The 14,418-nt window shown below is 35.0% G+C and carries 17 protein-coding genes; 1 reads left to right on the top strand and 16 read right to left on the bottom strand.

Annotated features, from left to right (window positions below):
• From HU235_RS23405 to rpiB, 11 genes are all read right to left on the bottom strand, one after another.
• Window positions 1-360 (bottom strand): hypothetical protein (locus HU235_RS23405; protein ID WP_174881772.1); only part of this gene is annotated, 360 nt, incomplete at its 3' end.
• A 174-nt stretch (window positions 361-534) separates the two neighbouring features.
• Window positions 535-978 (bottom strand): NlpC/P60 family protein, encoded by a 444-nt coding sequence (locus HU235_RS23400; protein WP_174881771.1) that lies wholly within the window; start codon window positions 976-978, stop codon window positions 535-537.
• Between the two features lie 241 nt (window positions 979-1,219).
• Window positions 1,220-1,510 (bottom strand): RNA polymerase alpha subunit C-terminal domain-containing protein, encoded by a 291-nt coding sequence (locus HU235_RS23395; protein ID WP_174881770.1) that lies wholly within the window; start codon window positions 1,508-1,510, stop codon window positions 1,220-1,222.
• Between the two features lie 80 nt (window positions 1,511-1,590).
• Window positions 1,591-2,094: a hypothetical protein gene (locus tag HU235_RS23390; RefSeq protein ID WP_307190692.1), complete on the bottom strand. Its 504-nt coding sequence runs from the start codon at window positions 2,092-2,094 to the stop codon at window positions 1,591-1,593.
• 245 nt (window positions 2,095-2,339) lie between these two features.
• Complete coding sequence (locus HU235_RS23385; protein ID WP_233452403.1) at window positions 2,340-3,311, bottom strand: alpha/beta fold hydrolase; 972 nt, start codon at window positions 3,309-3,311, stop codon at window positions 2,340-2,342.
• Between the two features lie 81 nt (window positions 3,312-3,392).
• On the bottom strand, window positions 3,393-4,178 hold the full coding sequence (locus tag HU235_RS23380) for a TetR/AcrR family transcriptional regulator (protein ID WP_174881768.1): 786 nt from the start codon (window positions 4,176-4,178) through the stop codon (window positions 3,393-3,395).
• A 223-nt stretch (window positions 4,179-4,401) separates the two neighbouring features.
• Window positions 4,402-4,797, bottom strand: coding sequence for a YbaN family protein (locus HU235_RS23375; RefSeq protein WP_095300677.1), 396 nt, complete (start codon window positions 4,795-4,797; stop codon window positions 4,402-4,404).
• Window positions 4,798-5,128: 331 nt separating this feature from the next.
• Window positions 5,129-6,040 (bottom strand): 1,4-dihydroxy-2-naphthoate polyprenyltransferase, encoded by a 912-nt coding sequence (locus tag HU235_RS23370; RefSeq protein ID WP_095300676.1) that lies wholly within the window; start codon window positions 6,038-6,040, stop codon window positions 5,129-5,131.
• Window positions 6,041-6,419: 379 nt separating this feature from the next.
• Window positions 6,420-7,028 (bottom strand): hypothetical protein, encoded by a 609-nt coding sequence (locus tag HU235_RS23365; protein WP_174881767.1) that lies wholly within the window; start codon window positions 7,026-7,028, stop codon window positions 6,420-6,422.
• A 120-nt stretch (window positions 7,029-7,148) separates the two neighbouring features.
• Window positions 7,149-7,607: a hypothetical protein gene (locus tag HU235_RS23360; RefSeq protein WP_174881766.1), complete on the bottom strand. Its 459-nt coding sequence runs from the start codon at window positions 7,605-7,607 to the stop codon at window positions 7,149-7,151.
• Between the two features lie 318 nt (window positions 7,608-7,925).
• The gene (rpiB, locus tag HU235_RS23355) at window positions 7,926-8,378 is read right to left on the bottom strand and encodes a ribose 5-phosphate isomerase B (RefSeq protein WP_174881765.1); all 453 of its coding nucleotides are present in this window, start codon (window positions 8,376-8,378) and stop codon (window positions 7,926-7,928) included.
• Between the two features lie 394 nt (window positions 8,379-8,772).
• Here rpiB and tpx point away from each other — a divergent pair, with 394 nt between their 5' ends.
• Complete coding sequence (tpx, locus tag HU235_RS23350; RefSeq protein ID WP_174881764.1) at window positions 8,773-9,273, top strand: thiol peroxidase; 501 nt, start codon at window positions 8,773-8,775, stop codon at window positions 9,271-9,273.
• A gap of 364 nt (window positions 9,274-9,637) precedes the next feature.
• Here tpx and HU235_RS23345 read toward each other — a convergent pair whose 3' ends face one another.
• The 5 genes from HU235_RS23345 to HU235_RS23325 form a co-directional block, all read right to left on the bottom strand.
• Window positions 9,638-10,348, bottom strand: coding sequence for a FadR/GntR family transcriptional regulator (locus HU235_RS23345; protein ID WP_095302744.1), 711 nt, complete (start codon window positions 10,346-10,348; stop codon window positions 9,638-9,640).
• A gap of 266 nt (window positions 10,349-10,614) precedes the next feature.
• Window positions 10,615-11,964 carry a gluconate:H+ symporter gene (locus tag HU235_RS23340; RefSeq protein WP_174881763.1) on the bottom strand — a complete coding sequence of 450 codons (1,350 nt, stop codon included), beginning with the start codon at window positions 11,962-11,964 and terminating at the stop codon, window positions 10,615-10,617.
• Between the two features lie 92 nt (window positions 11,965-12,056).
• Window positions 12,057-12,815, bottom strand: a complete 759-nt coding sequence (locus tag HU235_RS23335) for an SDR family NAD(P)-dependent oxidoreductase (protein WP_095302740.1) — start codon at window positions 12,813-12,815, stop codon at window positions 12,057-12,059.
• 46 nt (window positions 12,816-12,861) lie between these two features.
• Window positions 12,862-13,812 (bottom strand): transketolase family protein, encoded by a 951-nt coding sequence (locus tag HU235_RS23330; RefSeq protein ID WP_095302738.1) that lies wholly within the window; start codon window positions 13,810-13,812, stop codon window positions 12,862-12,864.
• Window positions 13,812-14,418: transketolase (locus HU235_RS23325; RefSeq protein ID WP_174881762.1), on the bottom strand; the 607-nt coding region annotated here is incomplete at its 5' end. The genes HU235_RS23330 and HU235_RS23325, both read right to left, overlap by 1 nt.

The following is a 14,418-nucleotide window of genomic DNA, read 5'->3' as shown; positions in this document are numbered from 1 at the left end:
ATAATATTTAATCCTTTTTGCAATATATGAGTAAGGATATGCAAAGAAAGCATGTGCAATTCCATTAAGCAAAATAAACAATTTAAAATTTCCGAATGAAATTTTAAGAGTCCAAAATGTGACAAATAAAAATGGACCTAAATTAAAAGGTAATTCATCAAATAAATAAGAATTTGGCTTGTTGTAAAAAACCCACCATTTACGCTTCTTCCCAATGCTTGCATGGATAATTTCGAGAACTCCAACAATTAGTGAAGCTGGAAGAAACCTTTTTATATTCTTAACACCTAAAAAGGGAAACGTTATCCACGATAAGAGAACCATAAAAATATTCAGTAGCCACTGTTTTTTTATTGACACATTAAAAAAGCCTCCTTTTCCTTTAGAATTTCCTAAGCTTTTTTTCGTATTCATCACACTTATATGTTGAATAAAAAAAGCATTCCTCAAAATGAAGGAATGCTTCCGTTTAAAACTGTTTCATTCACCTGCCTAAATTCTCTAATAAAGGCTGCAAAACAGCATTAGTTTTTACTAATACACTTTTCTTTGAAATCCGTGCATAATCCGTTCAATCGGTACCCAACCAATGAGCTTTGGTTTTTCCCATCCTCGTGCTGTCGTTAATTTTTCCACATCCATGTAATGATCGATTCTTACCTGATCCCAAGCATGGATAACCTCCCCATTACCGATAGATAAGCCGACATGGCCCCAATTTTTCTGCTCGCGATTAATGACACCAAAACAATCATAAAAAACAAAGGTTCCTTTAGGCGGTATACCTGTTTGCATAGTTGCTTCATATAAATCTGCAGATTCTTTTGCAGTATCTCCAGCAAAAATTTCAATGTTATTGCTTCTTTCTAATGCATCCTCAACAAAAGCCAAACAAATAAAACAATACTCTTTAGAATTTAAATGACCTTTAGCCCACTTAATTGCATTTTCAATATACTCATTATACGTTTTATCCATTTTTTATCTCCCTTATCATTTAGATGATAATGATTTAAGAAGCCTCTACAGGAAAAATAAGCAATTATAAGGGCTCATAACTTATTAATTATTCTGCATTCATTTTCCAAATCCCTCCATTTTAACAAAATGAAAAAATTCGCTTGAAAAAGTTTAATAAATTCTTCTTTTACACAAGAACAATAAAAAAAGCGTTAATCCAACTCAGATTAACACTCTTAGCATAAACATACTCGATTTTCTATTTTTTAAATGATAAGCCTTCTTCCTCTAATGAAGCTCGTAAAATTGGTAAGGATGCTGGTCCGATACCATGAAATGTTAATATTTCTTTTTCAGTATACTTAGATAGCTCTTCCAACGTCTCAATTCCTTGGTGAACTAATGCTCTTCTCGCAGGTGAACTAAGTTTGGATAGGAACCCGTTAGAAGGCTTATTCTCTTTATCACAAGTAGGACAACTTTGACATTCACTGCTTTTATAAAATCTATGACCTTTTTCACATACCCTCAATGTTTTTGCTGATGACAATAAAACTCCTCCTAACCATGTCAAAATCTGCTTTTTACTTAAAATTGGATTTTGCTCCATCAAACTAAATGGCAGTATTTTTAAAACCATTTGTCTCCATCAGAAACCAATTTGTTATGAGTTAGATCCAAACAATTATCATAATCATGAAAACTAAAATAGGCAGGTAATTTTACGTTTTTCCCTCCTGCTTGATTCCAGCAATCTTTAAACCATTTTATAAAAACATCTGTTTCTAATTTCGAAATAACCTCATCATTTTGCTCATAAAACTTCCAAAATTCATCTTCTTTTTCATCACGTATTTGGTAATATTCAACATCCTCAATTAGGTCAAAGCTCCCTGCAAAAAGATTGTCATCATTTCCCTGATAAAAGACTTCATTTGCATTTCTGTCCATCGAGTACATCATAATCGATAGCTCGTATGGCTGAATAAATGCTGTATAATCTAATAAATCCACCTTTTCATAGTAATGAAAATCAAGCGTTTTTCTAATTTGTTGAATTAATCTATCTGAGTGTATTTGCAAATTTCCCTTCACCGAATTTAAATAATTATCTATTGTTAACAATAGTATCACCACATCTTTCATTTAAATCACGAGCACGCTATATAAGCTTTTGTATAACTTCAACAAAAACAGTATAAATCCTTCATAGATTATCTCAACCATTCATTCTAAGTACAAACAGTGTAAAATTTTTATTTAAGATTCCTCAAATTTATTACAGAAATAAAAAAAGCTGTTTATTAACAGCCATAGTGTTTTATATCTTGCTAACTGGATGTTCACCTTTATATAAACCATAGTTACGAAAAATCAAATTATCTCTGAACTTTAAGCTCCTCTACTCCATCCAATACAACTTGGGGGTGAAGCTGTGGGATCATATGGCCTATCTCGGGAATAATCTGCAACTTCGAATTGACTAATTCTTGCTGCAGCCGCCTCGCTTGGTCAATCATTCCAAAGGGATCCTTTTGACCGACAATTATTACTGCTGGCGTTTTTATGTTTTTATACTGGGGACTTAATTTTTCTGATGTTTTTGGAAATGCAAGCACATCCTCTCGATTTGCTTTCAATTGCCCTGGACGGAACCCTAAAGCATAAGTTTCTTCTATATATCCAGCTGGTGTCATTTCAGGTGCGAATGTTTCTTCAACCATACTTTTTGCCATGGCTTTACCTAGTGGAGTTTTTAATAATGTGTTTAAAATGGTATCTCCTAATACAGGAATCGTGATGATTTTTGATAAAGCATCACCATTTTCTGCTGGATAGCCTTCTTTATACATGGCAGCCCCTAATAAAACGACACCTGCAACTTCATTAGGGTACTGTACGGCATAAGAAAGTGTCATCGTGCCACTCCATGAATGCCCAACTAATATAATCGGCCGATCTACTCCTAAAGTTTTTAATGCATTGTGCAGTAATGTTGCTTGAGTAATAGGAGTGACCTCCATCCCTTCTGGCCTCTCACTATAACCATATCCAGGGCGATCGAATGAAATGGCGTGATAACCTCGGTTAGCAGCTAAGTTCATCACATCTTTATAATCATTTCCTGAAAGAATCCCACCATGCAAGAAGACAATTGGCTGGCCTTTCCCCTTGCTATAGTAATGCAAGTTAATCCCCTCAACATTAATAAAATTTCCTTCTGGTGGAAAATCGCCTTCACCTTTTTTGACTGCTAAAAGATTGTAAACATATAAACTAACAAATATGAATAGTAAACAACATAAAATGACTATGAGCATTTTTAATCTCCTTTGCATTCGTATTGTCAACAATTTACTCCTCCATCTATTGTTTTCACATACTCTAAAGTATGTTAATGTCCTAAAAGGACCCGTAACAAAATTACGGGTTCAATTTCTAGGGCGAAAACCTTCCCAAATAACCTTTGAAACGTCATCTGCAAGTGCTGATAAAGGTACGCTTTTAGGTGACAGAAGCCACATCAGGACGATCCCATTCATAAGAGCATGAAAGGTAACTGATAACGACTCGGAATCTACCTGGTTAGAAACAAGTCCTTTTTCTTGATAATTTTCTAAAACATGAGAAGTCCCCGCCAATAATGCTGAGAAAGTTGTATCAAGCTTCTCCCTCATCTCCGGTTCTCGCCGCTTTGAAATAAATTCAAATAAAAGAAGTGGTTTATCGTTATTTTCTTGCTCACAAGATGCAAATTGAGCCTTTAATACTTCCCGTAAAGTCTCCTGTGGAGAAGAAGATTTGAGAATCGTACTTGTTTCCACTGTTAGCTCAGCCAAAAGTTCCTTTAATCGCTTTTCCGTTAGAGCAAGGAATAGATCACTCTTACTCGTAAAATGCCAGTACACAGCTCCTTTCGTCATTCCGGCATCTAGTGAAACTTGATCTAATGTTGCCCCATCATATCCATACTTTGCAAAGACTCTTTCAGCAGATTCGAGTATTTTTGTTTTCGTATCAGATGAAACAGGGCCATTTATTTCGGATTGAAATTCAAGCAGCTGCTGTCGCATTTTTTCTTTACTGCCGAAAGCCCTACGTACAGTAGTCCAATGCACTTGTGCCTTTTTTGCAATATCAGCGAATGTTATTTTGTCATAAGCATGGCTTGAGGCAAGTTCTCGGGCTGCTTCCATAATACGAGGGGTAGTTTTCAATTACGTCACCTCCAAACTTACTAGTGTGTTATTTAAATACTTATAAGTATGCCTTTATAGTATTTATTATATTTTGAATTGTCAATCATTTTTTTGAAGGATTAGCAAGTAAAATGATTCCTTAACCATAAAAAGACAAAAGGCATTCAGAACGAATATCATTCTGAATGCCTTTAATGACGACCTATCTCTATCCAAAACAGAGCATTTCAAAGAAAAAAACTTATCTACTCTCACTGTTTGGAGAAATTGTTTTGATTTTTTTTATGAAATAATAATGTTTGTAAAGACCTAGAGCAACGATGAGAATTTTCACAAATAAGATGTCTACAAAAATAATTGAGAGAATGATGAAGAAATCAGCAATTATATTAATACGGATTTTTTCTTTTCGGGTCATACCTTTTTTCTGTAAAAGTGGTTCAACGTATTTTATATATATTGTCGTATTTTTAAACCAATTATCCATTTTCTTTGAGCTTCTCGCAAAGAAAAATGTAGCTAATAAGTAAAATGGACCGCCTGGCAAAACAGGTAACACTGTACCCGCGATCCCAATCCCAAGGAATATGAAGCCAAGAAGGAAGAATAAGATATTTTTTATTTTCTTTATTGTCATCACCACTTTTTTTACATAATTCTATTTCAAAATAACGAATAATTAATGATTGCATAAGGTTTTTCACTCTAGGAAATCATTTATATTTCCAATCCTGACTACTATTCTACCATTTTCTTTTTAAATGATCCTATTCTTTCGTACTGCAACTTAGGTAAGAATTATGTTCAAGCTATTCAAGTTCATAGAATTGACAAATAAAAAATAAAAATCATTCCCATCGACCATTTGGGAATGATTTTTATTTTTGATGATGGTTAATTTTTTAGTACTTTTTTTGAAGCGAACTCCTGTAGCAGAAAGCAACACTCCAAATTTAACAGCGCCTATTTTAAAATAAGTAACTAATTAATAATCCTGCAGCTAACAGAAAGCCAAAAATTGTATTTGTCATTGCTGTTGACTTCATTGCCTCTCGCATATACTGAGGTTCTTTTGCTCCTTTTTGAAAGCTTTGAATAGCTGAAATAGGCTTTTTCAATCCAAGGAACAATACCAATGCCCATGGGCTAACATATCCCATTAAGACAATCGCAACAATCCATAAATAGGAAATAATAAATGCAATAGCTAAAGCCGCGACTGCTTTATCTCTACCGAGGAGGATAGCAAGTGTTTTTCTTCCACCTTTAATATCCTCTTCAATGTCTCGGATATTATTAGACATGTTAATGGCCCCAACTAAAATCCCAATCGGAATCGAAATTAATATGCTTTCAACAGTTAACGTATTCGTTTGAATAAAGAATGCAATTAATACAAAGCATGTTCCCATTAACAATCCGGAAAATAACTCTCCAAATGGTGTGTACGCAATTGGTAAAGGACCACCTGTATATAAATAACCGACAGCCATTCCGAATAATCCGATAACTGCTAACCACCAGCTACTACTCATACAAATATATACTCCGATAAGGGCTGCAACGATATACAATAAAATGGCAACTGTTAATACATTTTTTGGCTTCAGTCCATGACGGACGATTCCTCCACCAATACCAACAGAATCAGCTGTATCTAACCCGCGTTTAAAATCATAATATTCGTTAAATAAATTCGTTGCGATTTGCAAAGCTAAACACGCAAGCATCATCGCAATAAATAGTAGCCAATTAATCTCAGCTTCATAAAGTGCTGCAACTGTCCCTAATATGACAGGTGCAAATGTCGCCGTTAATGTATGCGGGCGTGTCATTTTCCACATTAATTTAGCGGAACTAATTTCTCTTTCATTCCCCATAAATTTGCTCAATCTCCCTAAATTTTAAGTATGGCTAAGTTAAAGATGACCGTTGATTTCCACAACAGGAATTCCCTCAATCAACAATAAACTATAACATAGCCTTAGTTGTAAATCACTAGAAGGATATTTCCATCTACTTCATATCGATTTATTATATCAAATAACCATCATCGTTTTAATATTGAAGAGAAAAAAACATATATAAAAACAACGATCTTCTCCGTAAAAAAGAGTTTCTCAACCAACGAGGCTTTGCACCAAATACTTTAAGTGCATTCTTTCACAAAGAGAGCACCATTTATTTTCAAAACGTCTATACATTTTTAAGCTTGCCTATCCATTTTTCACTTAGTACAAAAAGCTTTTACCCGTTCCATTAACCCTTTATAGGTCTATAAGGCTCTTCCTTAACCAAATGTCCGTAAATAATTTTGATAAATAAAACAGGCATTAGCCATTCAAATCCTGGAATAGCGTAAAGTGCATATTCGTTTATCATTATGGCTAATAATATCATCAACATTGATATAGGTCTTTTCAAATATAAAGGTGCTTTCAGAACAAATAGAACTGCGGTGATAAACAATCCATACCATATCAATCCATTTTCCCAATTTGAAGGATCGAATACAAGCCAAATTATAATTGGATGGATATGAAGACAGCTAAAGAGAAAATGGTTTTTGTACATGCGCTCTATCTTACTTTCACTTTTATTTAGCGAATGATAAAATCTTTTACAAGAATTTAAGGAGTTTGCTACCATCCCACCTCCGATATCTACAGCAACGAACAAACCAATAACGAGCTGGAGAGGTGTTAATTGGAGCTCTTTAAAGAAATACGCGTACAAAAAAAAGAGCGGAACGACAAAACTAGAAGCCCACACTATCATTCTTTCAGATGCATTAGCTCCAGTACCAAACAATAAATTTGTTTTACCTGAATAATTCCAATCAATGTGTTCATCTTTATCGTCCTTCAAACTTGATTCCCCCAAAATAGTTTTGTAAAACTCAATCTCCTCTATATTCTTTTATATGCGTTCGTTATGCTTTACAGTTATATTACTGATAAAAAATAAAAGCTGATTATCAAATAATAATCAACTTTTTAAAAATGATATCGTTTCTTTAAATTTTCTTCCAAATACCTTTGTTCCATCTTTTAAAGTAATAGGTGTATCCTCCCACGTGATAACAAATTCTACTTTTTCTGTTTTTGTTTTAACAGGGAAATTACTAAATTGAAGGGTATCACCAGCTTGCATGTGAGGGTGTTCAAATTGTGGAGCAAGTCCATACATTTTATTGTCATTTTCTCCATTTCGAAACGCTTCAACTTCAACGTTATATACTTCATTTCCTTTATTTGTAACGAGAAGGCTATATACTTCGTATTTCCCCTTTTTTGCTTGAATTAATGCCTCATTCTTTAAAGGCTCTAATAGCTCAATTTTCCAATGCTCTGTTTCTTTTGTATCTGGAACTTTAAATTGAGCATTTGCTTCGGTTGATAAAATCATTGTCAATATGAAGGCTATTAGTATGGTGCCTCTCTTCAACTACCTCACTCCTTTAGACTTCCTCTTTACTCTTTCTCATTAAGTATTCCAATTAATTGGAAAGTAATACGATAAATAAGTCTATTCTATAGCTGTCATGTACTTTGGTTTAATTGCTTTTCACTCCGTCACCTTTGAAAACATAAAAAAACGTTCCTCAATTTAAAGGAACGTTTCCATTAGTTTAAAAGAGTAATGATAATGGTATATTTGGCATTTCGTATTTACTTATCTCCAAAGAGAACTTGTCAATCCCGACCATGCATCATGAGATTAAACTTAGTGCAACTCAATTTTCTCATCTCTTCGCTTATTAAATTAAAGGTATAAATTTTTTTCTTCAAACACTTTTATTTTATTAATACGAGTTTCGTGTCTACCACCTTCGAAAGGTGTCGTTAGCCAGACTTTAGCAATTTCCCGAGCTAATCCCGGACCTATGACGCGTTCTCCCATTGCTAATACATTTGAATCGTTATGCTCCCTTGTCGCTTTAGCGCTGAAAACATCATGTACAAGGGCACAACGAATTCCCATTACTTTATTTGCACAAATACTCATTCCAATACCTGTTCCACAAATTAAAATCCCACGGTCAGCTTCACCGTTTGCAACTTTTTCAGCTACAGGAATCGCATAATCCGGATAGTCAACAGATGTACTACAATCACATCCAAAATCGACATACTCAATATTCAACTCTTCCAATAGATTGATAATTTCCTTCCGTATCGTTATACCGCCATGATCTGATGCAATTGCAACCTTCATTTATTTCACTCCTCATTATTTATAAGTGCTCCTTCTTCTAATTCTAAAGAAGATCCCCATTAAAGTTCGTCTCTTTTTTGAAAATTGTTTCTATGGGATTAAAAACTACTAGAAACTTGGCAAGCCCTTACGAAACCTTTTATAGCCTGGTGATGCTCTCATATCGTCCTATGTTTACAAACGCAAGTGGTAACGTTTGCAATCATCAAAAAAGAGAGAAGCCTTCAGTTGTCATCTTGTATACTAAGTTGACTTATATACTTAGAATACTTATAATGAGTGTAGGTGTCAATAGTGGGATTTTTCAAACCATTTAAATTCTTTTCACTATTGCTCATTGTAAGCTTAAGAGAATCATCATTTAGCTGGTACATATTACAAAGGAGGATTTGAAATGGCAGAAATTACGTTTTTAAACAAACCTGTTACATTAGTAGGGAATGAAGTGAAGATTGGGGATACAGCACCTGACTTTACTGTACTTGATAACGAATTAAATGAAGTGACACTTTCGAATTCTGTGGGAAAGGTTCGCATCATCTCAGTAATACCATCTATTGATACAGGAGTTTGTGATGCGCAAACACGTAGATTTAATGAGGAAGCTTCCAATTTAAGCAATGTTGAAGTTTTAACTATAAGTGTCGATTTACCATTTGCTCAGAAAAGATGGTGTGCTGCAAACGGACTTGAAAATGTGAAAACACTCTCTGACCATCGTAATCTTTCATTTGGTGAAGCATTTGGAGTTTATATTAAAGAATTACGTCTATTAGCACGTGCAGTATTTGTCATTGAATCAAATAATAAAGTAACACATGTTGAGTATGTTCGTGAAGCAACGAATCATCCAAACTATGAGGCTGCAATTGAAGCAGCAAAAGCAGCAAAATAATTAGCAAAGGTAATACCTTGTTATTTATAAAAAAGTCGACATTCCCCGCCTCTTCAAAAAAATTCCCCCTTTACAAAGGGTGGTAATATCCCGCTACAAATGCCTTTGTTTCTGACTAGCAAAATGTACCTACTTTAGACATTTTACTAGCCAGAACAAAGGCTATCTGTAAAGAAGTAAAGGTACAACTAACCCACAAATCTTCATTTTAAATAGTTTTTGGTAGCTCCAAGACTTAGTCTAGCCTTCAATTCAATAAAAAAAAGGCCGCTATAATTGGCGACCTTAACCTACTACAAATGAGCATATGTGCTTTAGTTTTTAAGAGATAGAGCAGTTTAGTTACAAGAGCTTTCCTGTAGTTCTAAGCTTTCCAATATCTATCATACAAATTATTCATATGAGTAGTCATCAATTCTACTGCTTCCTTTTCATTATGCTCTTCAATCGCTTTAATTAGTAATTGATGTTCTTTAAAGTTCACATCTCGAAAATCTGGTCGTGTGACAGTTCGATCTCGAATAAATTGCCACATTTCCTGTTTTTTCATCGCTTGACTAATAGCTGTCATAAATGTAATAAATAATTCATTATGTGAAGCTGTTGCGATTTGATTGTGAAGCTTTTCATCTGTTTCAGGGACATAAATCCCTGCCTTCGTTTCTTCTTCCATCTTCTTTATCGTCTCTTGCAGCCCCTCAATGTCTTCATCAGTAGCTCTTAATGCTGCGAATTTTACAATAAGAGGCTCAATATTCATTCTTGCTTCAACAATATCCTCTGGGGAAACAGCTTCTAAAATGAGAGCTGAATGTTCTTTTTCAGCTGCTGGTTGATTACTTTTCACGTAAACCCCTTCACCTTGACGCGAATAAATATAGCCATTCAACTCCAATGCACTTAAAGCCTGTCTAATCGGAGCACGGCTTACACCAAATTGTTCACAAAGTTCCCTTTCAGCTGGGAGTTTATCTCCTACCTTGAATGCACCTGATTCAATTTCTGAAAGAATTTGGTTATAAATTTGGATATATAATTTGCTGTTTGAAACTGGATTAAACTTAATATAAACCACTTCTTTCAATATTTATTTCCTTATTTTAGATTGGATCGATTTGCTACAATGAAAGTCTTTCACTTGTCTACTTAGTTGATATATATATTATACAACCTTCAATTATAGTAATCCACTAGACGCACAAATTTTTTGAATACTTCTTATGCTTTATAAGGAGAAGTGATAGGTTTTACTCACCGGGATTAACCTTTGCTAATAAGGTTAAAATGTTTAATGAAGAGGGGGAAAAGCAATCGGAAGTATCCCGAGTGCTTTTCATACGTTTAAATAAATAAATCGAGAAGCATAATGAAACCTAAACCAACGATTGAAGTAATCGTTGAAATGACACTATATGTTGCAAAGGTTTCTTTCAAGCTCATTCCCATATATTCTTTTACCATCCAAAAAGCTGCGTCATTTACATGTGATGCCATACAGCTACCAGCACCAGTAGCAAGTGTAACTAGCACTAAATTCACATCAGGTGTTTGACTTAGAATAGGAATAACCAACCCTGCTGTTGATAATGTTGCAACAGTACCTGATCCTAAAGCAATACGTAATAATGCAGCAACGGTCCATGCTAGCAAAATTGGTGAAATAGAAGTATCTTCAAATAATTTAGCAATATAGTCACCTACTCCGCCATCAATAAGAACCTGTTTTAATGCTCCACCCCCACCGATAATGAGAAGTAACATACCTAATACATTGATCGCTTGAGAACAGGAATTCATCATTGTTTTTATCGGGATTTTCCTTGCAATTCCCATCGTGTAAATCGCAAATATTAACGAAATGACAATTGAAGTTGAAGCGTTTCCAATAAAGCGCATAAAGACAACAAAACTATTATCCTCAAATCCTACTGTCTTTTGGATCATATCTATGGCTGATCCTAGAGTAATTAAAATGACAGGAAATATTGCCGTAAATACGCTTATACCAAATCCAGGTGTATCTTCTAATTCAAATTGCTTTTGTTCGCCTATAGATTCAACTTTTCTATTTGGACTAAATATACCTGGCATAAATCTTTCAACAATCCTTGGATACAAAACACCAGCAATAATAACTGTAGGAATGGCAATTAAAATCCCAATGATTAAAACCATCCCAATATCTGCCCCATATTCTGAAGCAACAGCTGTTGCCCCTGGGTGTGGTGGAAGAAATGAATGTGTTGCTAGTAAGGTTGCACTCATTGGGAGACCTAGTTTAATAATCGAAATGTTTAATTCTTTTGCAATTGTAAAAATGATTGGGATTAATAGGACAAATGCTACTTCATAAAATAATGTAATACCTACAATAAATGAAGCAATCACAACAGCCCATTGTATTTGCTTTTCCCCAAATTTATTAATTAAGGTCATGGCAATACGATGTGCCCCTCCGGCATCTGCTATTAATTTCCCAAGCATAGCACCGAGGCCAAAAATAAGCCCTATATGACCAAGAGTCCCCCCTAAACCGCTTTCAATTGAAGCGACAATATTCTCTGGTGGAATTCCTAATAATAAAGCTACGACGAATGAGACAATAATTAAAGAAAAAAATGTATTTAATTTAAATCCCATTATTAAAATGAGTAGTAAAATAACCCCAATTGCTGTATATAATAATGGCATACTAACCCTCCATATCCTTTACTAAATCCTCTATCTGTGAAAGAAACAGGCATACCAACCAATGATATGCCCGTTCAATAACTAGTAAAATATTAATCCATGTGTGAGCCACCGTTAATATCGATTTCTTCACCTGTGATGTAAGAAGCTTCTTCTGATGCTAAGAAAGCGATTGTTGAGGCAATTTCTTCTGTTTCACCTGGTCTGCCCATAGGTATGCCTGCAATTACGTTATCCGCATCTTCCTTAGGCAGTGATTTCCATATCTCAGTGTTTACAAGGCCTGGTGCAACACAGTTCACTGTAATTCCGTCAACTGCCACTTCACGAGCAAGGTTTTTAGAGAAACCTAATACAGCGGCTTTTGATGCGGAATAATGTGCTCCACCGAAAACCCCTCCTCCTCTTTTAGCGGATACAGAGGAGAGACTAATAATTCGACCAAACTTTTGTTTTTTCATTGTATCTAATACAGCTTGTGTACATAAGAATAATCCAAACATATTAACATTAAAGACTTTCGTCATATCTTCAATTGTCATATCCTCAACGGTAACTTTTTGCGAAATTCCTGCATTGTTAACAAGTATGTCAATCTGACCATATTCTGCGAGAACTTTTTCAACCATAGCATCAACTGATTCTTTGTTTGTCACATTTAGTTCTACGCCTAACGCTTTTCCACCCTCTATTTGAATTGCTTGAACCGTATCTTGAATTCCATCTGCATTTAAATCAGCTACTACAACAGCTGCTCCCTGCTTTGCAAGCGTTAATGCAATTGTGCGTCCAATCCCTTTTTTTGAACCGCTTCCTGTTACAATAGCTACTCTATTATTTAATTCGAACATTATATACTCTCCTTTAGTTTAATCGTTTTATATCAAATTTTATATATTATTTGAGTAATTCATTTGCAGTACGGATAATATTTTCGACTGTAATGCCATTTAGCTCTAATAGCTTTTCGTATGGAGCTGATTGGCCGAATTGGTCTTGAACGCCAATTCTTCTAACCTTCCCTTTTCCTTCTTCAGCAGCTACTTCACATACAGCGCTTCCAAGGCCATTTAAAATATTGTGATCTTCAACCGTAATAATTCGGCCTAAATCAAGGCACTCTACTACTGCTTCCCGGTCAAGTGGTTTAATCGTATGCATATCTAGTAATTTGACGGAAACCCCTTGTTGTTCCAATGCTTTTGTCGCTTCAATTGCGAGACGAACCGTATCACCATTGGCAATAATAGCTAGATCGTTTCCATCCTTTAATTGCTTCGCTTTCCCAATTGTAAATTCTTCTGTTTCATCGTAAATCATTGGGACTGTATCTCTTGTAAATCGTAGGTATACCGGACCGTACATTTTTGCAGCCTGCTCAACTAGCTTTCTAGTAGAATAGTAATCTGCCCCCATAATAACAGTCATGTTAGGGAAGCTTCTTAATACTCCCATATCTTCAATCGCTTGGTGACTTCCTCCATCATTAGCTGGTGTTAATCCACCATGAGAACACGCAATTTTAACGTTTAAATTTGGGTAACACACTTCTTGTCTAATTTGCTCAGCCATTCTTAGTGAACCAAATACAGCGTAAGTGCTTACAAATGGAATCTTACCAGTTGTAGCTAGCCCTGCAGCTAATCCAGCAGCATTTTGCTCAGCAATTCCGACATTAATATGCTGCTCAGGCAATTCCTTAATAAACTTACTTGTTTTACATGATTTTGCAATATCAACATCAATGACATAAATATCTTTATTTTCTTTTCCTAATTTTAAAATTTCATCACCAAAGGCTTCTCTTGTCGCTTTTTTTGTTGTTAAAGCTTTTTCGATAATACTCATTATTTTAAACCTCCTGCGATTTCTTCAATTGCCTGTCTATACTCCTCATCATTTGGTGCGATTCCATGCCAATCTGCAACATCCTCCATATATGAAACACCTTTCCCTTTTACGGTATCAAGGACAATACATTTTGGCTTTCCATTTTTAAGTTCTCTTATTTCATCTAATGTCTCAACAATTGCTTCCATTGAATGGCCATCAATTCGTATCGTTTCAAAACCGAATGCTTCAAATTTCTTTTCGATATTTTGAAGCGGCATGATTTCATCCGTAAAACCATCAATTTGTAGTCTGTTATTATCAACAAATACTACTAAATTATCTAATTGATATTTAACGGCCGTTTGGGCTGCTTCCCAAATTTGTCCTTCCTGACATTCCCCATCACCTAATAATGAGAAGACACGATACTCTTTGTTATCTCGTTTTCCTGCAATCGCCATGCCTACACCACATGAAAGTCCTTGACCAAGTGATCCAGTTGAAATATCAATTCCCGGACATTTTTTCATATCTGGATGCCCTTGGAAAGGAGAACCAAACTCTCTTAATGTATAAATTGTTTCATATGGGACAAAACCTTTTAATGCTAATGCCGAATAT

The organism is Metabacillus niabensis (assembly GCF_902829255.1).
Taxonomy (GTDB): Bacteria; Bacillota; Bacilli; order Bacillales; family Bacillaceae; genus Metabacillus; species Metabacillus niabensis.
The sequence above is the reverse complement of the archived record's forward strand: the minus strand, read 5'-3'. Positions and strand labels throughout refer to the sequence as shown.